General features: G+C 62.0%; 21 protein-coding genes. 16 read left to right on the top strand and 5 right to left on the bottom strand.

The genetic code is table 11. The features are described from left to right. The first annotated feature begins 114 nt into the window (after window positions 1-114). From AC0L2L_RS27140 to AC0L2L_RS27190, 11 genes are all read left to right on the top strand, one after another. Complete coding sequence (locus AC0L2L_RS27140) at window positions 115-459, top strand: non-heme iron oxygenase ferredoxin subunit (protein WP_473582791.1); 345 nt, start codon at window positions 115-117, stop codon at window positions 457-459. Between the two features lie 57 nt (window positions 460-516). Next, window positions 517-1,815, top strand: coding sequence for a sugar ABC transporter substrate-binding protein (locus AC0L2L_RS27145; protein WP_473582793.1), 1,299 nt, complete (start codon window positions 517-519; stop codon window positions 1,813-1,815). 166 nt (window positions 1,816-1,981) lie between these two features. Then, window positions 1,982-2,890 carry an ABC transporter permease gene (locus tag AC0L2L_RS27150; RefSeq protein WP_473582795.1) on the top strand — a complete coding sequence of 303 codons (909 nt, stop codon included), beginning with the start codon at window positions 1,982-1,984 and terminating at the stop codon, window positions 2,888-2,890. Further along, entirely contained in the window at window positions 2,887-3,915 is a 1,029-nt protein-coding gene (locus AC0L2L_RS27155) for an ABC transporter permease (protein ID WP_473582797.1), read from the top strand. The genes AC0L2L_RS27150 and AC0L2L_RS27155 overlap by 4 nt, the downstream gene beginning before the upstream one ends. A gap of 16 nt (window positions 3,916-3,931) precedes the next feature. Next, window positions 3,932-5,482: a xylulokinase gene (locus AC0L2L_RS27160; RefSeq protein ID WP_473582799.1), complete on the top strand. Its 1,551-nt coding sequence runs from the start codon at window positions 3,932-3,934 to the stop codon at window positions 5,480-5,482. Between the two features lie 5 nt (window positions 5,483-5,487). Beyond that, window positions 5,488-6,975 carry a sugar ABC transporter ATP-binding protein gene (locus AC0L2L_RS27165; RefSeq protein ID WP_473582801.1) on the top strand — a complete coding sequence of 496 codons (1,488 nt, stop codon included), beginning with the start codon at window positions 5,488-5,490 and terminating at the stop codon, window positions 6,973-6,975. A gap of 98 nt (window positions 6,976-7,073) precedes the next feature. Then, window positions 7,074-8,075, top strand: coding sequence for a fatty acid desaturase (locus tag AC0L2L_RS27170; protein WP_473582803.1), 1,002 nt, complete (start codon window positions 7,074-7,076; stop codon window positions 8,073-8,075). Between the two features lie 6 nt (window positions 8,076-8,081). Then, window positions 8,082-9,332, top strand: coding sequence for an NAD(P)/FAD-dependent oxidoreductase (locus tag AC0L2L_RS27175; protein WP_473582805.1), 1,251 nt, complete (start codon window positions 8,082-8,084; stop codon window positions 9,330-9,332). Further along, entirely contained in the window at window positions 9,332-10,438 is a 1,107-nt protein-coding gene (locus AC0L2L_RS27180; protein WP_473582958.1) for a zinc-binding dehydrogenase, read from the top strand. Before AC0L2L_RS27175 ends, AC0L2L_RS27180 begins: the two co-directional genes overlap by 1 nt. 5 nt (window positions 10,439-10,443) lie before the next feature. Further along, the gene (locus tag AC0L2L_RS27185; RefSeq protein ID WP_473582807.1) at window positions 10,444-11,283 is read left to right on the top strand and encodes an alpha/beta hydrolase; all 840 of its coding nucleotides are present in this window, start codon (window positions 10,444-10,446) and stop codon (window positions 11,281-11,283) included. Continuing rightward, window positions 11,270-12,154, top strand: a complete 885-nt coding sequence (locus AC0L2L_RS27190; protein WP_473582808.1) for a LysR substrate-binding domain-containing protein — start codon at window positions 11,270-11,272, stop codon at window positions 12,152-12,154. Before AC0L2L_RS27185 ends, AC0L2L_RS27190 begins: the two co-directional genes overlap by 14 nt. A gap of 411 nt (window positions 12,155-12,565) precedes the next feature. Here the strand turns inward: AC0L2L_RS27190 and AC0L2L_RS27195 are convergent, their stop codons facing one another. Next, entirely contained in the window at window positions 12,566-13,636 is a 1,071-nt protein-coding gene (locus tag AC0L2L_RS27195; RefSeq protein WP_473582810.1) for a tyrosine-type recombinase/integrase, read from the bottom strand. Between the two features lie 316 nt (window positions 13,637-13,952). On the opposite strand from AC0L2L_RS27195, the gene AC0L2L_RS27200 reads away from it, so the two are divergent. Beyond that, window positions 13,953-14,339 (top strand): hypothetical protein, encoded by a 387-nt coding sequence (locus AC0L2L_RS27200; RefSeq protein ID WP_473582812.1) that lies wholly within the window; start codon window positions 13,953-13,955, stop codon window positions 14,337-14,339. Window positions 14,340-14,529: 190 nt separating this feature from the next. Here the strand turns inward: AC0L2L_RS27200 and AC0L2L_RS27205 are convergent, their stop codons facing one another. Genes AC0L2L_RS27205 through melA form a run of 3 tightly spaced genes read right to left on the bottom strand, consistent with a single transcriptional unit; the run spans window position 14,530 to window position 17,722 of the window. After that, window positions 14,530-15,600 carry an ABC transporter ATP-binding protein gene (locus AC0L2L_RS27205; protein ID WP_473582814.1) on the bottom strand — a complete coding sequence of 357 codons (1,071 nt, stop codon included), beginning with the start codon at window positions 15,598-15,600 and terminating at the stop codon, window positions 14,530-14,532. Then, complete coding sequence (locus AC0L2L_RS27210; RefSeq protein ID WP_473582816.1) at window positions 15,597-16,391, bottom strand: SDR family NAD(P)-dependent oxidoreductase; 795 nt, start codon at window positions 16,389-16,391, stop codon at window positions 15,597-15,599. Before AC0L2L_RS27210 ends, AC0L2L_RS27205 begins: the two co-directional genes overlap by 4 nt. Then, window positions 16,388-17,722, bottom strand: a complete 1,335-nt coding sequence (melA, locus tag AC0L2L_RS27215) for an alpha-galactosidase (protein WP_473582818.1) — start codon at window positions 17,720-17,722, stop codon at window positions 16,388-16,390. Before melA ends, AC0L2L_RS27210 begins: the two co-directional genes overlap by 4 nt. A gap of 270 nt (window positions 17,723-17,992) precedes the next feature. Here melA and AC0L2L_RS27220 point away from each other — a divergent pair, with 270 nt between their 5' ends. The 4 genes from AC0L2L_RS27220 to AC0L2L_RS27235 all read left to right on the top strand — a co-directional run bounded on the left by AC0L2L_RS27220 (window position 17,993) and on the right by AC0L2L_RS27235 (window position 21,981). Then, the gene (locus AC0L2L_RS27220; protein WP_473582820.1) at window positions 17,993-18,757 is read left to right on the top strand and encodes a helix-turn-helix domain-containing protein; all 765 of its coding nucleotides are present in this window, start codon (window positions 17,993-17,995) and stop codon (window positions 18,755-18,757) included. A gap of 181 nt (window positions 18,758-18,938) precedes the next feature. Continuing rightward, window positions 18,939-20,207: an ABC transporter substrate-binding protein gene (locus AC0L2L_RS27225; protein WP_473582821.1), complete on the top strand. Its 1,269-nt coding sequence runs from the start codon at window positions 18,939-18,941 to the stop codon at window positions 20,205-20,207. 17 nt (window positions 20,208-20,224) lie between these two features. Then, on the top strand, window positions 20,225-21,124 hold the full coding sequence (locus AC0L2L_RS27230) for a carbohydrate ABC transporter permease (protein ID WP_473582961.1): 900 nt from the start codon (window positions 20,225-20,227) through the stop codon (window positions 21,122-21,124). Then, window positions 21,124-21,981, top strand: a complete 858-nt coding sequence (locus tag AC0L2L_RS27235) for a carbohydrate ABC transporter permease (RefSeq protein ID WP_473582823.1) — start codon at window positions 21,124-21,126, stop codon at window positions 21,979-21,981. The genes AC0L2L_RS27230 and AC0L2L_RS27235 overlap by 1 nt, the downstream gene beginning before the upstream one ends. Before the next feature lie 203 nt (window positions 21,982-22,184). Here the strand turns inward: AC0L2L_RS27235 and AC0L2L_RS27240 are convergent, their stop codons facing one another. Then, window positions 22,185-23,360: an acetyl-CoA C-acetyltransferase gene (locus AC0L2L_RS27240; protein WP_473582825.1), complete on the bottom strand. Its 1,176-nt coding sequence runs from the start codon at window positions 23,358-23,360 to the stop codon at window positions 22,185-22,187. Window positions 23,361-23,369 lie beyond the last annotated feature (9 nt).

Consider the following 23,369-nt stretch of genomic DNA (forward strand, 5'->3'; position numbering starts at 1 on the left):
GTCGTTCGAGCCGGCTCGGCATAGGGTTCATCGATATCTCCATTCCCACAATGAATTTGCGAGCGAAGGAAAGAGAACGAAAATAAACGAAAGAAAACGGATATGGGGAGGCGCATGGACGCGCGAACTAACACAGACAGCAAGCAGTGGATCAAGGCGATCCGTGCCGACAGTCTTCCCGTCGACGATGCGACGCGTATCGAGCACCAGGGAGTGTGTATCGCCATCTTCAATCTCGCAGGTAAGTTCTACGCTACATCAGGCATTTGCACGCATGCCCACGCCTTCCTTTCGGAAGGTTACATCGACGGCCAGACGGTGGAGTGTCCTCTGCATCAGGGACTCTTCCACATTCCCACCGGCACACCGCTTTCACCGCCAGTCACCGAGCGGCTGAAAACCTACGAAACCAAGGTGTCGGACGGCTACGTCCACATCCTGGTGGAGGGACGACAGTGACTTGAACCATTCGGGACATATCCCCGGCTTAAACCAAAATATGGGAGGAGACCTAAAATGCTAAAACTATCACGCCGCCATCTGCTGAAGACGGCCGCGGTACTTTCCGTCCTCGCTGCTGCGCCGCTGACGACAGTTCCGGCCTTCGCCGAAGACTCCGTCCACGCCGTTCTCAATGGCCTGATCAAGAAATACTCCGACGAAGCCAAGGCCGGCATGTCGAACGGCGACGTCGGCGCGCTGTTCGAGAAGGACGGTTTCCGGGACTATCTCGACGTCTATCCGGTCGGCGACCTCGCAGGCGGATTCGTCTGGAAGCCTGGCATGGGCGCCAGCTTCGTCGGCCCTTACAGCAAACTGCAGATCAAGGCGCCTTTCACTGACTATCTGCCACTGCCCGAAGGTCCGGTGCTCGACGCCAACAAGAAATATCGCATCGGCCTCGTCTTCCATGGCTTCAACCATCCTTGGCTGATCAGCCTCGCCGATACCGCCGCCTGGGAAGCCAAGCGCCATCCCAATATCGAACTGGAGGTGATCGACGCCGAGTTCGACGACAACAAGATGGGCCAGGTGATCGATACCTGGATCGCGAAGCAATATGACGGCATCGTGCTGTGGCCGAACCGTGAAGCGCCGATGGGCCCGCCCGTCGATCGTGCTATCGCCGCCGGCATTCCGGTCGTCAGCCTCGACCGTCGCACCTCGTCCGAGCAGATCAGCTCGGAGGTTCTGGGCAACTTCTATGCGAACGGCCTCCAGGAGGGCCTGTACCTCAAGCATGCCGCGCCGGACGGCAATATCATATTCAACCGCAAGGATCTCGGCAGCACCGCGGATTCGATCCGCACCGGTGCCTTCCTCGAAGCGATCGGTAACACGCCGGGCTACAAGGTGCTGGCCAACTATCACACCAACAGCCAGCGCACGCTGGCGTTCAAATCGACGGCGGATGCCCTCCAGGCATTCAAGGACATCTCAGTGTCGTTCAACACCGGCGGCGAGGAGGCCATGGGGGCTCTCGACGCGATCCGTGAAGCCAACCGGCTGAACAGCGCGCCGGGCGGCAAGAAGATCGTGATTCTCGCCAACGACGACGCCCGCGAGGTGTTGAAGGAGATCAAGGCCGGCAATATCGACATGGTATCGCCCTACACGCCGCTGATCGGCGACATCGGCATCCGCGCCGTCGTCATGCACATCGGCGCCAAGGCAGGCCTTAACGAAGCGCCGCCGAAGCTTATCATGACGCCGAACCTGCCGATGATCACCAAGGAAAAAATGAACATCGAAGGCATCGAGACGCTGACGCCCGACGAATGGCCCTATGCATATGGCCCGGAGGTCTCGGGCTGATATCCGCTCCGACGACGACAGCCGGCCCTCTCGAGGGAGGGGCGGCTGTCGTTGACCCAAGGCAGGCTAGTGCGTCATGACGATGAATACTCTTGAGACAAAGGTGGTCGAACCCGCTTTGCCGGCGCGGCCTTCCGATGCTTGGCGGCACCTGAGCATCGGAGCTATGAGCCGCGTGGCGGTGCTGGTCGCCCTCGTCATTGTCGGGCAGGCGATCGCACCGTCCTTTCTTTCCCTTGCCAACATCCATGTCATCCTCCTGGCTGTGGCCGCGATCGGCATCATGGCCTATGGCATGACGCTGGTCGTCATTACCGGCGAGATCGACCTTTCCGTCGCTGGCGCCGCCATCCTCTCTTGTGTCGTAGGAGGGCTACTGATTCCGACCGGATCGGCGGTGCTGGTGATCGGCGCCACGCTTCTCACCGGGTTGGTCGTCGGGTTGGTGAACGGCGTGCTTGTCGCCACCTTGGGCATTCCGTCGCTGATCGCAACGCTTGGCATGTTGGGGATAAGTCGCGCGCTGGCCAACATAGCGTCCGGCGGGCAGGCGCTCTATCCCGAAGCCATTGCTGCTTACCTGTGGTTTGGCCGCGGCAACATTGCCGGCATTCCGGTCCCGGTCGTGCTGCTCGTCGTTCTAGGCGCCGCCGCGATCGTGCTGACCAAGTATTCGATCTTCGGGCGCGAGCTCTACGCCACCGGCGGGAACGTCAGGGCCGCCGCGCTGTCGGGCATCAATGTCGTAGGCATACGCACCACTGTCTTCATAATCTCCGGGGCCTGTGCCTCGCTAGCCGGCATGCTGGAAAGCGCGCGGCTGTCCTACATCAATCCCGCCGGGCTTGAAGGCATGGAGCTGTCGGTGCTGGCGGTGACGGTATTGGGCGGCGCAGCACTCGCCGGCGGTTCAGGGTCCATCGCGGGCACCCTGGTTGCCGCCCTCATCATCGGTATCGTCAACAACCTTCTCAACCAGTTCGGCGTCAGCATATACCTGCAGCAGGTGGTGACCGCGGCGGTCATCCTGGCGGTCGTCTTGCCCGGCATGCGGCAGCGGGGGATCGCGAAATGAGCGCCGTCGAACTGTCCAGTCCGTCGTCGTCCCGCGTCGCCCCGTTTCTGCAGGGTTTGCTCTACGACCCGATCGTATGGCTGATCGCTATTATCTTCGTGGTCGGCGCGCTCACCTCCGAATACTATTTGACCGCGCTGAATCTCGAAAACCTGATGCGTAACGTCGCCGTCATCGGACTGCTGTCGCTCGGAATGACGGTCGTGCTGCTCACCGGCCGAATTGACCTTTCCGTAGCGGCGCTGATGATTTTTTCAATCATTGTCGGCGTGGTCGTGATGGCCGAGATCGGCCCGATGCTGGGCAGCCGCTGGCTGGTGCGCGGTAACACCTATGCGGGGCCGATCGTGCCGGTGATTCTGATCGCGCTCGCGACCGGCATTGTCGCCGGCGCGATCAACGGTATCGGCGTTGCCTACTTCAAGGTTACATCCTTCATCATGACACTGGTATCGTTGACCGCGCTGCGCGGCTTCAACTACGTGCTCACCAACGGCCATCCCTATTACCTCAAGGCGCCGTTCTATGGCTGGATCGGCGACAGCAAGATCTTCGGCATGCCGGTGAGCTTCCTGATCTTCCTCGCAGTGCTCTTGGCGCTCATCGCCTTCGTCAACGGAACCGTGCGCGGCGCTCGCTTCTACGCCATCGGCGGCAACGAGAAGGCGGCGCTCTATGCCGGCATCAAGACGCAGCGCTACGTACTGCTGGCCTACGTCATCAGCGGCCTCTGCGCCGCCATCGCCGGCATTGTCTTTACGGCGCGGCTGAAGTCTGTCGACGCACCGCTTGCCGCGGGTTACGAACTGACGGCCATCGCCATCGCCGTCATCGGCGGAACGGCGCTTTCAGGGGGCGTCGGGTCGCCATGGCGCACATTGCTCGGCAGCGTCGCCTTTGCCGCGGGTTTGAATCTGCTGGCGATCTGGGGCGTCGGCACCTGGTATCAGAACCTGGCGATCGGCATCGCACTCATCGCATCGGTCGGCCTGTCGAAGATGAGCCGCCAGAAGACACATCCATAATCAGGAGAGGCATTTCATGGGCGGACATTTAACGCTCGGCATCGACATCGGCACGACCAACGTCAAGGCGGCGATCCTCGATACCAATACCGGAAAGGTGGTGGCGTTCGGCTCGCAGGAGCATCCCTTGTTCCATCCGTTCCCGGGATGGGCGGAGCAGGAAGCCTCGAACTATTGGGGGGCGGTCGTATCGGCTGTCAGGCAGTGCCTGGAGCAAGGCCGGTTTTCCGACGACATCGCCGCGATCGCACTGTCCGGCCTGGTCGGCGTGACGCTGCCGGTCAGCGATCAGGGCAAGCCGCTGCGCCCGGCGATGATATGGATGGATTCCCGTTCGGAAGAAGAATGCGAGGATATCCGCCGCAGCGTCGGCGAGGCGACCATCAACAAGAACAACGGCAACCGCGTCGCCCCTTGGTTCATCGACCCCAAGGCGTTGTGGATCAAGAAACACGAGCCCCACATCTTCAACGCGACACACAAATTCCTGTCGCCGTCGGGTTACTGCACCTACCGCATGTGCGGCAACTTCACGATGAACACCGGTGACGCCGGCCTGGCCTATGCCTACGAGTACCAGAAGGAACGTTGGAACGAATCCATCGCTACGGCGATCGGCATCCCGCTGGAGAAATTCCCCCGGCTGTACAGGTCACATGAGGTGGTGGGCGAAGTCACTAGACAGGCGGCTGAGGAGACCGGACTGCGTCCCGGCACCATCGTGGCGGCAGGCGGCACCGACATCAGCTCGGCGGCACTGGGCGTTGGTGTGACCAAGGCCGGCGAAGCCTATTATTCGATGGGCACTGGCTCGAACCTCGGCATCATGATCCCGACCGAGCAGGACGTCCACGAATATCGCATCCTGAAATGGCCGCACGTACTGCCCGGCCTGACCATGTTCGACGGGCCGATGGCCTTCACCGGCGCATCGTTGAAATGGTTTCGCGACCAGTTCGGCGATTCCGAGTTCCGGCTGGCCGAGCGCATGGGCCACAACGTCTTCGACCTTTTCACCGAGCAGGCCAAGCATGTGCCCGCCTGTTCCGACGGCCTGCTCTATTTGCCGTACCTCGGCAATACGCTGTCGCCGAACTGGAACAGCAACGCCGCGGGTGTCTTCTTCGGCGTACGCCCGACGACGACGCGCGCGCATTTCATCCGTTCGCTGATCGAAGGCGTTGCATTCGACCTGTATTCGAATGTGCGCATCGCCAATCAGGCCGGCGTGAACGTTGATGGGTTGATCCTGAACGGCGGCCCGACCAAGAGCCGCTTCTGGAACCAGATAACCGCGAGTGTCGTGAATCTGCCGCTGAAGGTGCCGGATATCGGCGAGGCGGCGCCTATCGGCGACGCCATCCTCGCGGGCGTTGCAGCCGGCATCTACAAGTCACCGATCGAGCCGCTCGAAAGCATCGTGCGTATCAAGGAGACAATCGACCCCGATCCGAAGCTGCACGAGCGCTACCACGACTTCTTCGAGGTCTGGTCCTCGATCTACCAGAATCTGCGTGGCGACATGGATCGTCACCGCGCCCTGCTCAATCGGTATCATTCGGGATGACGGCGATGAACGTCTCGCTGCTTGAGGTCCAGTCGATCCGCAAGGCGTTTCCCGGCGTGGTTGCGCTGGCCGACGTCACCTTCGACCTGAAGGCCGGGGAAGTGCATGCGCTGGTTGGGGAAAACGGCGCGGGCAAGTCGACGCTGCTGTCGGTCATGAACGGGCTGATCACGCCGGACAGCGGCGAGATCCGCATCGAGGGCCAGCCGGTCGTGTTAAGTGATCCGACAGTCGCGCTGGCCAACCGACTGTCTCTGGTCCACCAGGAACTGGTGCTGTGCCCGAACCTCAGCGTCGCCCAGAACATCTTCCTTGGTCGCGAGCCCGCGGCCCGCCTCGGCCGCAATAACCGGGCGGCGCTCAACCGGATGGCGCGGGAACTCCTCGATGAAATCCATGTCAGCCTCGATCCGTCGCGTCCGGTCTGTGAACTCAGCTTGAATGAGCAGCAGATAGTCGAGATCTGCCGTGCGCTGGCAAGCCGGCCGAAAGTGCTGGTTTTCGACGAGCCGACCGCCTCGCTGAACGACGATCAGGTCGGTCACCTGCTCGCCGTCATCCGCAAGTTGAAGGCAAGTGGCCTCGGCATCGTCTATGTCTCGCATCGGCTCGGCGAGGTGCTGGACATTGCCGATCGGGTGACCGTGCTGCGCGACGGCCGTGTCGTTGGTACGCGCGACGTTGCCGACCTCGACGAGACGGCGCTCGTCTCTATGATGGTTGGGCGCGAGCACAAGCCGGGCCAGACCGCTTACAAGGAGCGCCGGCAAGGTTCCGTCGCCCTGGAGGCCAAGGCGATCGGTAAGGCCGGGGTGTTTGACGACGTATCCCTTGAGGTACGTGCCGGCGAGATCGTCGGCATCGCCGGCCTGCTTGGCTGCCAGCGCGAAGCCGTCGCGCGTGCGATCTTCGGCGCCTCATCGATCGACCGCGGGGAAATTCGTGTGCACGGCAAGAAAGCGCCCCTTCGCTCGCCGCGCGATGCAATTGCTTCCGGCATCGCCTTCATGCCGGCCGACCGCAAGGGCGAGGGGCTGGTCCTGCCGATGAGCGTCGGCGACAATCTCGGGCTGACCATCCTGCGCCGCTTTGGCCGCCTCGGCTTCCTCAAGCGCCGGCAGAAGAATGCATCGGCCAACGATCTGGTGCGCAAGCTTGCCATCAAGGCCAGCAGCCTGTCGCAACTGGCTTCCCAGCTCTCGGGCGGGAACCAGCAGAAGATCGTCATCGGCAAATGGATCGCGCGCGGCGGCGATATCGTAATCGCCGAAGATCCGACCCGCGGCGTCGATGTCGGCGCGAAATTCGAGATCTGGCGTGCAATCCGGGGCCTAGCCGACGAAGGCAAGGCGGTACTGCTGCTCACCACGGAGCTGCAGGAAATGATGGACGCCTGCGATCGTATCCTGGTCATGAGCCGCGGTCGGATTACCGGGCATTTCCAACGCGAGGATTTTTCGGCCGAGGCGATAGCTCATTGCTTCGTTGCCTGAACGCAGGATCGATAACGGTATGGAAACAATGAATTTTCTATTTCCCGTCCGCGTCGGTAAGTGTCCTTCGACAACGAGCAATTTTAAGGAGGATCGGCATGCAGGGCGATAATTCTGCCAGCTATGCAGGTATCGGCGGCATCGGCAGCAAGATTTGGCCGCTGACAGGCCCCGAGATCATTTCGCGTGACAAGCTGAAGAGGCTTCGCACGCGCACCAACGGGCCGGGCCTGATCCGGCTCGCTGTGCACATCGGCGCACTGATCCTTGGTGCTCTGGCCGTCTATCTGTCGTCCTCGACGCCGTGGCTCCAGATACCGGCGATGTTCGTCTACGGCGTTGTTATCGTGCTGCTGTTTGCACCGCTGCACGAATGCTCGCACGGCACGGCCTTTCACTCGCGCTGGATCAATCACCTCATCGGCTTCGCCGTCGCCGCGTTTACCTTCCGGCCGTTTCTGTATTTCAAATACCGCCATGCCGCGCACCACACCTACACCCAGCATGAAGACCACGACCCTGACATCGTGCCGTTCCCGACCTCGCTGCGCGACTATTTCGGGCAGATACTCGGCCTATCCTTCTGGCCCAAGCTCGTCGGCGCTCTTTGGCGCGGCTCGACTGGGCGCTTTACCGAAGAAGAGCGCGGATTCTTGCCGGAATCCGTCTGGAAGCAGGTGATGTTGGAAATCCGGCTACTGGTCTTGGCCTATATCGCCATTGCCGCCTTCTCGATCTACTACGAAAGCACGATCGCGCTGATTTATTGGTTGATGCCCCGTGTCATGGGCGAACCGGTGCTACGCGCCATCCGCATGGCCGAGCATACCGGTGCGGAAGAAAGCCCTAATCTGCTCGCCAACACTCGCACCACCCTGGCGAATCCGGTCCTGCGGATGCTCTATTGGAACATGCCGTTCCATGCCGAGCACCACTTGGCCTCGTCTGTGCCGTTCCACGCGCTCGGCAAGCTTCACAGCGAGGTTTCGCCGCATCTGCAATGCGTCAGCAAGGGATACATTCAGGTGCATCGCGAGATAATCCGCGAAGTGCTGAAGAATGATCGTCCCGGCGCCGCACCGGCCGGCCAGGGAGCCTGATCGGCCGTGGCTGGTTTGGGAAGAACGGCCGGCGTAGTGATCGTCGGCGCGGGACATGCCGGGGGCCGTACCGCCGAGCGATTGCGGCACGGTGGTTTCGTTGGCCCGATCGATGTGGTCGGGATCGAACGCGAACTGCCATATGAGCGCCCGCCGCTGTCGAAAAGCGTGCTGACCGCGGCTGAGGTTCCGGCGAATGCCTATCTTCTGCCGCCGGCCCGCTGGAACGAGTTCGGTGTCAGGTTTCACCTTGGCGCCGAGGCGATCAGCATCGACCGGCGTGCCAAGGCGGTTATGCTGGCCGACGGCGGCGGACTGCCGTACCGCAAGCTTGTGCTTGCGACCGGGCTCTCGCCGCGCCGCATCGAATCCGTGGAGCCCGTCGCGGACCGGGTCGTCTATCTGCGCTCGTTTCAGGACGCGCTTGGCTTGCGCGACCGCATCCTGCCCGGCTCTTCGGTGGTGCTGGTGGGGGCAGGGCTCATTGGTTTGGAAGTCGCGGCAAGCGCGGTGAAGCGCGGTGCGACTGTCACGGTGCTGGAAGCGGCGGATCGCCCCCTGAGCAGGCTGCTCCCGCCTTACATGTCACGGTGGCTCGCGGACGTTCATCGGCAGGCAGGCGTCAGGATCCTCTGTGGCCGGCAGGTCGTCGCTTCCGAGCCGTCGGGCGGCGCGGCATTGCTCCGCCTGAACGATGCCACCCAGATCAAGGCCGATCTCGTCCTTGTCGGCATCGGTGGAACGCCGAACGACCAGCTTGCCCACGACGCCGGGCTGAACGTCGACAACGGCATCGTGGTCAACGAGTTCGGCCAGACCAGCGATCCCGACATTTTTGCTGCCGGCGACGTCGCTTCGCATGAAAACCGGCTGTTCGGCCGGCGTTGGCGGCTTGAATCCTGGAAAAATGCCGAGGACCAGGGCGGCATCGTCGCCGCACATATCTGCGGCAGCCCGGCGCCGTATGACGAGGTGCCGTGGTTCTGGACCGACCAGTTCGACCTGAACATCCAGGTCGCCGGGATTCCCGGCGAGCGGGAGCCGGCCTATGAACGGGGCAGGCCAGGCGACCGAGCCTATCTCGCCTACTTTTCCGATGAGGAGCGTCTCGTCGGCGCTATCGGCATCGCATGCGGACGTGACATCCGCATCGCTCGCGAGACGATCAAGGCCGGCGGCCGACTGAACCCTGCCGAACTCGCCGCGAAGGGGCTTGCGGCATCTGGCCCCGCCCAGCTCGAAAGGCGGGTATTGTGATACGTTCTCCTGCCGCGATTTGTTTCGAGCCGAACAAGCCATTGGTCGTCGAAGAGATCCAGGTGGCGCCGCCCGGCCATTGTGAAGCACTGGTCGAGATTGTCGCTTCCGGCCTTTGCCACACCGACCTGACCGCGCTGGACGGAGTCAATGCGACCTGTGTCTATCCATTAATTCCGGGCCATGAGGGCGCGGGCCGCGTGATCGAGGTGGGTGAGGGGGTTTTGGACCTGAAACCCGGCGACCATGTCATCCCGCTCTACGGACCCGAATGCATGCATTGCCGCATGTGCCGCAGCGGCCGTACAAATCTCTGCTGGACGATCAAGCCGACGCGCGACAGGGGCGTTATGCCGAACGGCACGTCGCGTTTCACGTTCGAAACCGAGCCCGTACATCATTTCATGGGAACATCGACGCTGTCTCGCTACACGGTCGTGCCTGAGATCGCGCTGGCCAAGATACGGCCGGATGCGCCGCTCGAGAAAATCTGCCTGTTTGGCTGCGGCGTCACCACTGGCGTGGGCACCGCGCTGGCCGAGATTCGCGAAGGCGACACCGTCGCCGTTTTCGGCCTCGGCGGCATCGGCATCAATGTCGTGCAGGGTGCGCGGTTGGCGGGTGCCAAGACCATCATCGGCATCGATGTCACCGATCGCAAGAATGCGCTTGCCCGAGCCTATGGCATGACCGACTTCGTCAATGCCGGCCGGGAAGGTGAAAAGCTCGTCCGAGCGATCCGCGACTTGACCGACGGCGGCGTCGATGTGGCTTTCGAATGCACCGGCATTGTCTCGGTCATGCGCCAGGCTTTCGACTGCTGCCAGCCGGCCTGGGGTACGGCAGTGCTGCTCGGGGTCGAGCCTCCCGGTGCGGAACTGGGCTTTCCGCCGGTCGGCGTCCGCTACGGCAGGAGCATCCGCGGCGGCTATTTCGGCGGCGTCAAGGGCCGCAGCGGGCTCGGCCGGCTGATCGACTTCTACATGGCAGGTCGGCTGGATCTGGACCGGCAGATTACCCACACGCTTACACTCGATGAGGTCAATCACGGCTTCGACCTGATGCGGGCGGGAGCGTCTGTTCGCAGCGTCGTCCGCTTCGAGTGACCAGCGTGGGGCTTGCCAACGAAGCCGGCTACGTCTTTCGCGACCGTTATCCGGAGCGGGAGCATGTCTATCGCCGGTTCGACGAGGTGAGCGCCGCAGCGCGCGCTTCGCTTTCATGCCGCCGCAACGTGCCTTACGGCGCGCATCGCCGCCAGGTGTTCGACCTGTTTCCAGCAGGTGACAGCGCGCCGCTGGTCATCTTTGTCCATGGCGGCTACTGGCAGAGCCTCGACAAGGATCGCTATTCGTTCGTCGCCGCGGCGCTCGTGCCGCGTGGTTTCTCGGTGGCCCTGCTGAACTACCCGCTTGCGCCGGCCGCGAGCCTCGAGGCGATCGTCGAAAGCGTCTGCGGCTGCCCGCCCGCAGTCCTGGAGGCGCTCGGGACCCCGCCGCCGTTCTGGATCGCGACCGGCCATTCGGCGGGAGGGCATCTCGCTGCGATGCTGGCAATGACGAGCGGGACCGGTAATGTGGCGCTCGCGGCCTGCGCGCCGATCAGCGGCATCTTCGACCTCGAGCCGCTGGTGAAAACGTCGGTCAACGCGGCTCTCGAGCTGGATCACGAGCGCACTGCCAAACTCAGCCCAATACGCCGCCCGCCGATATCCTGTCCGTTGACGGCTTTTGTCGGGGCCGACGAAACATCGGACTTTGCGGGGCAGTCCCGACAGTTCGTCGGGCATTGGCGTGCATCCGGGCGGCATGCCGAACTGGTTTCGCTGCGGGACAAAAACCACTACACGGTCCTATGCGATCTGCTGGAGGAGCGGTCGGAAATAGCCGAAGGGATCACGCGGGCGGCGCAAGCCTTCCGCGGGGAGGAGAAACGGGTTGAGTGGCTCTAACAAGCTGCATTTCGTCAATTTCAGCCAGCTACGTTCATTTTATGCGGTCGGGCGCGAACTGAGTTTCACCAAGGCGGCCGACCTGCTGTGTGTGGGCCAGCCGACGGTAACGACGCAGGTGAAGGCGCTGGAGGAGACATACGACGTTCAGCTTTTCCTGCGTTCGCCGCGCGGCCTGAAGCTCACCGACGCAGGCGAAGCGCTGCTTGTCGTCGCCCGCCAGATCTTCTCGCTGGAGGAACAGGCGGTCGGTATTCTGCAGGCCGAGGGCAACCAGATATCGGGAAAGCTGCGCGTCGGTACCGTCGGCCCGTTCTTCGTCATGGAACTGCTCCGTGCCTTCCACGCGAAATACCCGCTGATGCAGGTCTTCCTCGAGAGCGGCAATTCCGACGTCATCTATAACAAATTGCTGAACTATGAGGTCGACGTCGCCATTATCGGCCGCGACTATGACGATCCGCGCCTCGATCTGATCCAGCTTGGCCGCCATGAAGTGATCGTCTTTGTACATCGCGACCACCCATGGGGTGGACGCCAACAGATCGATCTCGAGGAACTGGACGGGCAGCGCCTAATCTTCCGCGAGCCGGGCTCGATGACCCGGCGCGCACTGGAAGAGGTGCTCGACAAGCATCGCGTACGGCCCAATGTGGTGATGGAAATTCCACGCGACGGCGTTCGTGAAGCTGTCGCCGCCGGCCTTGGCGCTGGCATTGTTTCTAAGACCGAGTACCTTCCCGATGACCGTTTGACGGCGCTTCCGATCTCGGATCACAAGCCGTTCACGCAATCCTTCGCGGCGTGCCTGAAGGTCCGCCAAACATTGCGACCCATAGAGGCGTTCATGAAATTGGTCAGAGATCATTAGATGGCAGCCACTTCTCGCTAGCTCTTTTGACTTTGTCGCCCCTTTGCGGCGGCCACCACGAAGGCGGAAATCGGCCATCCCGTGCAGAGTTCTCCGCGCTCGCCGCTCGCCTCGAAGGCCTGGATGGGCGACCAACGTTCGATGTCATCTCGGACCGAAGTACTGCTTCGCAATTTCAGGTGTCCAGACGACGTCTGCTCTGCAACGAAATCGGAAAACGTCCGTCGTGCTCGTGCATGGCGCGCTGTTGACCGAGAGCGGGTTCAAGGTGAGCGACATCGGCGCCGTCGGGACCATGAACCTAAACTATGTTCGCGCAACTACGGACAAGATCCAGCCAGCTTGATCGCGCCATCCTACGGCCATCGGGTCTGGCTGTCCGGCGTTGGCCAGCGCCGCTGCTGTGTCAGCTTATTGGACATCGGAGGCCTCCTGCTCACCGCCGGCGCGCCTGGTTCCGGGAGGCACTGCCCGGGTTTGACCCCTTCGGTGGCGGAACGGCCGGTAGTTTCCGAGCTTGGTGCGTGAGGAATATTTGCCGTCCGCGAGGCCAAGCGGCTTCTGGTCGCCTGCCCCGGGCAGCGCTTCGGCAGGTTCGGGAGCGACCGTCGGCGGCGTGGCGGTCGGCTCGGCGATGGGTACCGAGGATGGGACTGCTGGCGCTCCACTGATCAGGGCCTGACGCCGCTTGGCCACGGCCTCAGCCGCTGCCCTTATCGGGTCGTCCTCGGTGTGGACGTAGCGCATGAACATCGTCACGGTCTTATGCGCGGTCAGCGCCATACCGACCTTCACCGGCACGCCGGAATTGGCGATGTCGGTTGCCGAGCGGAGGCGGATGCCGTGCGTGCCGATGGGCGGCAGGCCGGCTCGCTCAAGGATGCGCTTCCAGCCGTGATAGTAGGTGTGCTTCGACATCGGGAGGTTTGGATCGAAGATTGACGGGCAGACGAAAGGCGAGGCCTCGAACCGAGGGGCCGTCTCGAACAGGCGGGCCGCCTCCGCACTCATTGGCTTGGACATGCCGCCGGTCTTGCTGTCTGGCCATTCGATACGGCGGCTGTCGAGATCAACCCAAGCCCATTCGAGTTGCAGGATATCCGACATCCGAGCAGCAAACTCGAACTGGAGCCGGATGGCGAGGAGAATGAATGGGTGCTCCAGGCCCTCGGCTTCGGCCTTGTCTAGGTACTGATAGAGGCGCTTCAGCTCTGCATCCGTGATCAGCCGGGTCTTTCCCCGTTCCGGAAACTTCGGGATGTGGCGGCACGGGTTGGACCCGTCGGGCCGCATGCCCCAGACCTCGGCCATGTTGAACATCTTACGCACCGCAGCCAGAACACGGTTTGCGTTTGTCGGGGTCCTCGACATCTTCTTCATGGGCATATCCGGCCTCTCAAAATCGAGTTCCGCAAGGAGTGCTGGTTCGATCCCGGCTAGGGGCACCATCCTTCGCTCTTCGAGCTTCGGATGGCAGGCCATCCTTCCTGAGCTTCGGTGACAGGCCACCCTTACGAGCTTCGTGGCAGGGCACCTAAAGGCATTCTACCGCATATTCCCCGGGTGCCCTTGTGAGTACCGCCCGGGCTGCGGCCACACTGTCAGGCCGTGCGGTTCAGCGCCTCATATCGGCCCTTGAGGTAAACTTTGCCGCTGCCTTGAAGCGGACATTATGCCGCTAGCGAGATGCACGAAGGGGACCGAACAATCCTGACAAGAATGCGCGAACCGGCATGTTACGGTCTGATGGCGCTACGCCGCCGTTTCGATAGCTCTCGAAGCAGATGGAGAGTTCGCCATGTCCAGGATAAATCGCCGCGCCTTGCTCCTCCACTCTGGCAGCGCAGTCGTCGCCTCAACGGTTACGGCAACTGCACTCGGCAGAGATTCTCCGGGCCAGGATCCAGAACCGTCTAATGAATTGCGAGCGCTGATCGACGTGCACAAGACAGCATACTCGTCCTTCGACGAAGTCTTGCACAAAGTAGGCGGCAGCAAATGCGGCGCCGCCATAGCCAGCCGGGAGGAGGAGAGGGCGCTGCTCGCCATCTGCAGCTTTGCTGCGGTTTGTGACGGGGATCGCCTTGCCAAGGCCCGATATCTTCTAGAGATCGAGGCGCGAGGCGAACTGGACCTCGCGGAGCATATGCGGGCTGTTCTCCGATCGTCGATCTGGACGGGATGATACGACCAGCGGTTTAATGTCTGGCACGCGCCTCATACTGGCTACTAGAGGCCTGTACACGTCACAGCACAACTTCGATAACTCGCTTGGCACCGATGGGAACTTGTCGGCGACGGCAGCTGCCCATCCACCGTCAGGCGATTGTTCGGCAGCTTGGTCGGCGGCAAGCCCACCGGCCCATTCCTGTGCGCTAAAGCACTACCTCGACGCTACTTCCCGTCGTTGCGTCGAATACATGCATGTTTTCCGGCGCGATGGTCAGATGCGTCTGCTGGCCTGTCTCCAGCATTATCCGATGCGGCACAGTCACGATCACTGGCGCGCCCGCGAGTTTGCAGGCGAGGTAGGACGTCGCGCCCGTGGACTCGCAGGTCTCGACCGTGGCGCGGATTGAATTGGAGGCAGCGTTGTCCGCAATCGCGATGTGTTCGGGGCGCAGACCGAGCTTGGCGCGGGCGACCACCGATTTAGCATTTGGCACGTCGATGCGCTGTCCATCGGCCAATGCGAAGACGCCTTGCGCAAGTTGGCCCTCGAGCAGGTTCATCGCCGGCGACCCGATAATGGTCGCGACAAACTCGTTGCGGGGGCGGTCATAGAGTTCCAGCGGCGGGCCAGCCTGTTCCACAACGCCGTTGCGCATAACGACTATCCGGTCGGCCATTGTCATGGCTTCCACCTGATCGTGTGTGACGTAGATCGAGGTGATGCCGAGGCGCTTGTGCAAGGCCCGAATCTCGGCTCGCATCTGCACGCGCAACGCGGCATCGAGATTGGACAGCGGCTCGTCGAACAAGAAGACGGAAGGCTTGCGCACGATCGCGCGCCCCATCGCCACGCGCTGGCGCTGGCCACCGGAAAGCTGGCGTGGATAGCGGTCGAGATAGTCCGTCAGCCCAAGTATTCTTGCCGCGTCCGACACGCCTGTGGCGATCTCGTCGGCACTGCCGCCGCGCAGCTTCAGCGAGAACGCCATGTTCTGGCGCACAGTCATGTGCGGATAGAGTGCGTAGTTCTGGAACACCATCGCCGCGCCGCGTTCTTTGGGATCCAGATTGTTGACGACGCGTCCGCCAATGGAGATCGTCCCACCACTGATCGCTTCGAGCCCCGCTATGCAGCGCAACAGCGTTGACTTGCCGCAGCCGGAAGGGCCGACCAGGGCCATGAATTCGCCTTCACGCGCTTCCACGCTGACATTGTGCAGGACGCCGACAGAACCGAACGATTTCGAAAGGTTCTGGACGATAACGCCCGTCACTGTGCTGCCTCGGGCAGAATTGCGGTCGCCATTTCAGGCAAGGTCTGGCCGCCATCGACGACGATGCTTTGCCCGGTGATGTAGGAAGCCTCGTCGGACGCAAGGAACCGCACGGCGTGCGCTACATCATGCGGTGTGCCGAGCCGTCGCAGAGGCACTGCGGCGCGCTGCGCGTCGACGAAACTTTGCGGTTGATGCTCCACCACGCCCTCGGTCAGGATATTGCCTGGCTCCACGGCGTTCAACGTAACATTCCAAGGCGCAAATTCGAGCGCGGCCGTGCGCATGAAGCCCAGAACGCCCGCCTTGCTCGCCGCGTAGTGGGCATAACCCGGCGACGACACGCGCGTGCCCGTGATCGACGAGAGGAATATGACCCGGCCACTGCGCTGCCTTTGGAAATAAGGCAGGCAGGTCTTGGCAAGCAGGAAGGCGCCCCTCAAATTGACAGCCATCACGTCGTCCCATTCGAAGGGCGAGATCGCGGCGATTGGCGTATTGGGATAGATCGCGGCATTGGCGACGGCGATGTCGATGCGCCCCATTTCCGCGTGAATAGCGGCCACCGTCTGCGAGACTTGCGCCTCCTCCCGCGTATCCATGTGCCGGTAGGACGCAAGATAGCCGGCCTGGCGCAGCTTGTCGGCGGCGCATTCTCCGTCCTCGTCCATGATACCGGTCAGCAGCGCATGCGCGCCTGCGTGTGCCAGCTCGGCCGCGATGCCGAGGCCGATGCCGCGCTGGGCGCCGGTGACAAGCGCGACCTTGCCTGTCAGGTCGAAGGCGCTCATGCGGCTGCCCTGGCATAGGCGGGCAACAGGTCACCATGCGCCGTGACCAGCGCGTCCACCAGCGCCTCTATCTCGGCTAGCGATAGCTCGGCGGCGGTGTGTGGGTCCATCGCGGCGGCGTGGTAGATGTGCTCGCGCTTGCCGCTGATCGCCGCCGTGACCGCCAGTTCCTGCACATTGATGTTGCTGCGCATGATGGCCGCGAGCTGCACCGGGATGCGCCCGACCCGAATGGGCTGGATCCCGTTGCGGTCGACGTGACAGGCAACTTCCACGGCCGCGTTTGGCGGCAGGTTTTCGATCAAGCCGTTGTTGCGCACGTTGCCATAGATGAGGCTCGGCTGCCCGGTCACACAGGAATGGATGATCGCCGCCGCATATTCCCGGCTGGGCGTGACCTCGATAGGCCGGCTGTCGTCTTCCAACTCGTGGCGCAATTCGTGCCATTCGGCGATTTGGCGCTCGCAACGCGTGATGTATTCGTCGAGCGGTAGCCGGAACTGCTTCAACAGGTCTTCGCGCCCGCGCTTGATGAACCACGGCGTGTACTCCGAAAAATGGATCGAGCTTTCAGTGACGAAATGGCCGAACCGTTTCATGACCTCGAAGCGCACCGCATCGTCAGGCGGGAATGTCGCGTCGCGCGCGATCTTTTGCAGCCTGGGATAGAGATCCTCGCGCCCGCCATTGGCGAGCCGCTTTTCGAACTTGAGGAAGAAGGCGACGTGGTTGAGCCCGGCGCATTGATAGTCGATATCGGCAGGGTCTTCGCCCAGCACGCGCGCCAGAAACTGCGATGTGTCCTGCACCGAATGGCAAAGGCCGACATAGCGAATGTCCGGATAGGACTCGGCCATCGCCCAACTGATCATCGCCATCGGGTTCACGTAGTTCATCATCAGCGCCTGCGGGCAGTAGCGGCGCATGTCATCGGCGATCTGGAAGATCACGGGGATGGTGCGAAGGGCGCGGAAGATACCGCCGATGCCAAGCGTATCGGCAATAGTCTGTCTCAAGCCAAGGGTCTTGGGAACCTCAAAGTCGGTAACGGTTGCCGGCTTGTAGCCGCCCACCTGCATCATCAGGATCACGAAATCCGCGTCCTTCAGGGCGGCGGCGCGATCGACGGTGCACACCAACTTCACACGGTCCGCGATGCCGAGCGCCTGACAGATGCGGCGCGTCATCACTTCGGAGGTGGTTAGGCGATCGGGGTCGATATCCTGAAGCGCGATCTCGCAATGCGCGAGGTCCTTGTTGGACAGGACATCGCTCAGGATATTGCGGGCGAATACGGTGCTACCAGCGCCGATAAGGCAGATCTTCGTCACTGCGGCCATCCATTCAATGGGTCAACGTCGACAGGTGTGGAAAATCCATTGCCATGTGAAACCAGAAAATGCTTGCTTGATTGACGGTGTTTTTTCCGGTTTCTAAGTGATCTCACCGGGAACCCGGCAAGTGAACCAGCCTAGACCGAGGAGGCAGCCACGCGTCAGCTCGATCCGCATGAGACCGGAAACCGTTTCCTGAAGCCGGATGAATTCCTGGCTGAAACCCACGTCGTGGAGCCCATGCCCGCGGCTCACTGGCATGACCATGTGGAACTCAACGTCATCACGCGCGGCGGCATGACCTATCTGATCAACGGCAAGCAGATCAGGTTGCAGGAGAGCGCCATCTATTGCTTCTGGGCCGCATCTCCACATCAGGTCGTTGCTGCCCTCGACGGCACGGAACTCGTTTGCGTCTACGTGCCCTTTGCCGATCTGTTGTCGCTCGCCGTTTCCAGCGATTTCAAGAACGACCTGATGGCGGGTCACGTTCTGACAGCATCGTCGGTCGACCCGGCAGATACACTGATGGTCAGGCGCTGGGCGCGCGATTGGGACGTGACCACCGAACAGATGGCTGACCTGTTGCGCGACGAAGTTCGCCTGCGCGTTCGCCGGCTGGCAGTCGACCAGCGGCGGGCGGATGTCGCCGAGGGCGCTTTCGAGGGTGAGCACAGGCGCAGCGCGACGCAGGTCGCCGACCGTCGGGTGATCGGCCGCGTGCAGCAGATGACCACTTTCATCAACAGTGATTTCGCCAAGCCGATCAGCGTCACGGATGTGGCTCGCATTGGCGGACTTCATCCAACCAACGCTACCGCGATGTTCCAGAAGGTTCTCGGGCAATCCATCGCTCAATATCTGCGCCAGCGACGGCTCAATCATGCGCTGAAGCTATTGGCGGGCACCGACATGGCGATCATCGAGGTTGCGTTCGAGAGCGGGCACGGCTCGCTCAGCCGCTTCTACGATGCTTTCCAGCGCCAAGTGCACTGTACGCCCAAGGACTATCGGCGACGCTTCCGCGCCTAGCAACGGCAATGAGCCGACTAGCGGCTCATTGCGCTTAAAAAGCTGAAAACTTGCGATGAAACCGGCAAGAATATCAGGTTTTCCAGCGATAGCGTCCATATCTACCGCCTCGGCGGGGGCGTGAGGAGAACCAAGTAGAAGGACAATTTCGCCCGTTCAACAAAGACACGGAGAGAAAATCATGCGCCTGCCAAAATCGGAACTGATCCTTGCCTTCACTGCCATTTTGATGACCTCGGCCAGCGGGATCGCATTGGCTGAGGACGCCAAGCCCTTCGCCGGCCAGTCGATCTCAGTGCTGCTTCCATCGCCGCAGGATGCGAATATGGCGGCAGACTTCGAGAAGGCCACCGGCATCAAGCTCGACCTCCAGACGGCCTCCTGGGACGATGTGTCGGTGAAGGTTTCGACCGCCTTGTTGGCCGGCACCGCGCCTGCGGACGTGACCGAGTTCGACTGGTCCTGGACCGGCCAGTTTTCAGCCACCGGCTGGTACACACCGCTCAACGACACGATCGACGCCGCGACATTGGAGGATATCAAGGGCTCCACCATCTTCACGGTCAACAGCCAAGTTCTGGCCATTCCCTACACCAACGATTTCCGCGTCATGCTGATCAACAAGAAGCATTTCGACGATGCCGGCGTGAAAGCCATTCCGAAGACGCTGGACGAGTTAGTGGCAGCGGCCAAGGCGATCAAAGCCAAGGGCAACGTCAAATATCCGATCGGCCTGCCGCTCTCCCCAACCGAGGGCGCTTCCACCAGTTGGTATCTGCTTACGAAGGCTTTCGGCGGCGATCTCTTCGACAAGGAAATGAAGCCGCAATTCGTCTCGCCGGACTCTGCCGGCTACAAGGCGATGGCGTTCGAACTGATGCTTTTGAAGGAAGGGCTGGTCGATCCGTCCGCGACTGTCCTGAAGGACAGCGAAATCAATGAAACGCTCTTTGCCAAGGGCCTGACCAGCATCATGATCAGCGGCGAGCCTGGCCGCCTGGGGCAGTTCAACGATCCCGCACAGTCGACGGTCGGCGGCCAGGTCCAGGCGATCCCGGTGGCCACCATCTCAGGCAAGACGCGTAGCTTCGGCCTGCTGGAAGGGCTGGGAATTCCAAAGAATGCCCAGAACCCGGAAGCGGCCAAGGAGTTCATCAAGTGGATGACCTCCAAGGAATATCAAATCCACAATTATGGAAACGGCGTTCTGCCGACGCGGACATCCGCACTGGCCGAGTTGCAGAATGCAGGCAAGCTGGTCAGCGGCGAAGCGCTTGTCGAACAAGCGCCAACAGTCGAAGCGCTGTTCCCGTCGGGCGCGCCGACCTGGTATCCTCAATTCTCGCTTGCCGTTAACACCTCGATCAACAGCGCCGCCAAGGGCGAAATCACGGTGGACCAGGCCGTGCAGCGCATCGCACAGGCTGTGACCGAAGCAATGAAGCAGTGACGTCGCAAGCAGATCTCATCCTCCCGCGGCACGGTCATGACGCCGGCCGCAACACCGGCGTCATGACCGCCTTCCTCTTGGTGTTGCCCATTCTGCTGACGATGGGCGGGCTGGTCTTCTATCCTCTCGTCAGTACCGGTTGGGACAGTCTGCACCGCGTTAACCCGATGCAGCCGGGAACGCCCTTCATCGGCCTTTCGAACTACACCCGCATGCTGGACGACAGGGAAGTTACGCAGTCCTGGCTGAATACATTCAAATATGTCGGCATCGCAGTCGCTGCCGAGACGGTGCTTGGCGTTCTGGCAGCCGCGCTGATCAACCAATTGAAGCGAGGCCGCCGTTGGGTGCTGGCTGCCATTGTGCTTCCATGGGCAATGCCTGGCGTGGTGAGCGGCGTCATCTGGCAATGGATATTCTCGCCCGGCCCCGGGCTGCTCAACGGCCTGCTGGTGATGCTGGGTTTCGACTACGATGGTCACCTTTGGTTCAACGACGCGACCAGCGCCATGCTGGCTGTCTCGACCGTGCATGTCTGGCGCATGATGCCGCTGACCATCGTCATCGTGCTGGCCGCGATGCAGAGCATCCCGTCGGAACTGTACGAGGCAGCGCGGATGGACGGCGCAACGCGTCTCGGCATGTTCCGTTCGATCACCTTGCCGTTGACGCGTGGCGCAATTGCCGTGGCGATGACCAACGCCACCGTGCAGGCATTCAACCTTTTCGACGAAGCGATCGTGCTGGCGCGCAACAGTGTCGAGACGCGGCCGATCCTGCTGCAGATCTACCTTGAAGCGTTCAAGAAGTTCAATTTCTCCTACGGCATGGCGCTGTCACTGATGGTCACTCTCGTGTCGCTCGCCATCTCGCTGGGCTACGTGCTACGCATCCACCGCAATACGAGGCTCGACTGATGACCGAGCCTTGGTATAGCCGCCTGTTGGTCTGGGTAGGGATCACGCTGCTGCTTCTATGGTCGCTGCTGCCGATCTACTGGACACTTGCCTCAAGCCTGACACCAACTATCGAATTCAACGCCCGGCCGATCCACCTGTTTCCACAGGCCCCGACGCTTGAGCATTATTTCCGCCTTCTCGGCGTGGTGAACGAGCGCATTGGCGGCGTCGATGTGGCCGGCGATTTCCGCCTTGCCCTGTTCAACAGCGTGGTGACCTCCAGCGTAGCCACTGTGATCTGCGTATTAATGTCGCTGCTTGGCGCATACGCCTTTGCTCGGCTCGAATTCCCCGGCCGCGACCTGTTGTTCTTCGCGGTCGTGGCGACGATGGCGGTGCCGGGTTATGCCGTGCTCATCCCGCTATTCCGACTGATGGTGTCGCTTCGCCAGATCGACGCCTATCTCGGCGTAACGCTGATCTATGTGTCGGCGTTCCTGCCGCTTAGCCTGTGGCTGCTGAAGGGTGTGATGGACACACTGCCGCGCTCGCTGGAAGAAGCGGCGCGAATGGATGGCGCGAGCCATCTGCGCATCATCTTCTCGATCATCGCGCCTATCGCCGCGCCCGGTCTGACCGCGGCGGCGATCCTCACCTTCCTCGGCGCGTGGGGGCAATACGTCGTGCCGCTGGTCTTCTCGCCCAAGAATGCAAAGCCGCTGACCGTTCTCATTCCCGAATTCGCCGGCAAGAACTTCGTCGACTATGGGCTCATAATGGCCGGCGGCTCGATCGCCATCGTCGTGCCTTGCCTCCTGGTGGTCTTCCTCAATAGGTATCTGATTGCGGGGCTTCTGGCAGGCTCAACGAAGTAAGGCGCTAACAGGCCAGAGGCCACGCTCGGCGGCCAGTTCAGCAGGCTAAAGCCGATCGACGCGAGCAATGCGCCTGAAATCGGTCGAGAGTTGAGCCTTGCCGCTGACCCAAAGCTGCCGTTCGTCGGAGTATGACGTCAGTAGGCGGCGTGGCCAAGAGCATGCCCAGTTCTCCCAGCCTAAAACTGCGCTGAGATTCAGCCTCATCGCTCCAGGCAGATCGCCACGCCCTGGCCGCCGCCGATGCACAGTGAGGCCAGGCCCTTGCGGGCCTTGCGCCTCGTCATCTCGTGGAGCAGCGTCACCACGATACGGCAGCCGGATCCGGCCAGCGGATGGCCGAGTGCGATGGCGCCGCCGCCGATGTTGATGATCTCCTCGTTCCAGCCCATCTCGCGGTTGACCGCAATGGCCTGTGCGGCGAAGGCTTCGTTGATCTCCATGACGTCAAGCTCGGACGCCTGCCAGCCGGCCTTCTCCAGAGCCAGGCGCGAGGCCGCGACGGGTCCCAGTCCCATGTCCATCGGCTCGACGCCGGCGGAGGCATAGGAAGCGATGCGGGCGAGAGGCGTCAGGCCGAGTTCCTTCACCCGCGCCTCCGACATCACCAGTACGGCCGCCGCGCCGTCGTTGAGACCGGAGGAGTTGCCGGCCGTGATCGTTCCCGCCGGATCGAAGACCGGCTTCAGCCGGGCAAGTCCTTCGAGGCTGGTCGCGGGGTTTGGATGCTCGTCACGGTCGATGATGACAGCGCCTTGCCTGGTCTTTATCGAGACGGGGACGATCTCATCGTCGAACCTTCCCGAGCGGATGGCGGCGTCGGCTTTCTCTTGCGAGCGCAGCGCGAAACGGTCCTGTTCCTCGCGGGTGATCTGGTAGCGCTGCGCCAGCGCTTCGGCGGTTACGCCCATATGGACCTGATGGAAGGCGTCCCATAGCCCGTCGGTGATCATGGAATCTTTGACGATACGGTCGCCCATGCGAATGCCGCCGCGGACACCGTGGATGAAGTGCGGCGCCGAGGTCATCGAATCCTGTCCGCCGGCGATCACGCAATCGGCGTCGCCGCAGCGAATGGCCTGCGCGGCGAGATGGATCGACTTCTGGCCGGCGCCGCACACTTTGTTGACGGTCATGGCGGGGACGCTGACCGGCAGACCGGCCTTGAGCGCGGCCTGCCTAGCCGGGTTCTGCCCGGCGCCGCCGGTCAGCACCTGGCCCATGATCACCTCGCTGAGGGCATCGGGCGCCAACTGCGTGTCGGCAAGCATCGCCGCTATGAGCTGTCCGCCCAGCTCCGCCGCCGAAAGGTCGGAAAACGCGCCGTTCAGCTTGCCGATGGGCGTCCGCTTGGCGGCAATGATATGCACGGCATCCATGGTCTGTTG

The organism is Mesorhizobium sp. WSM4832, from assembly GCF_055811115.1.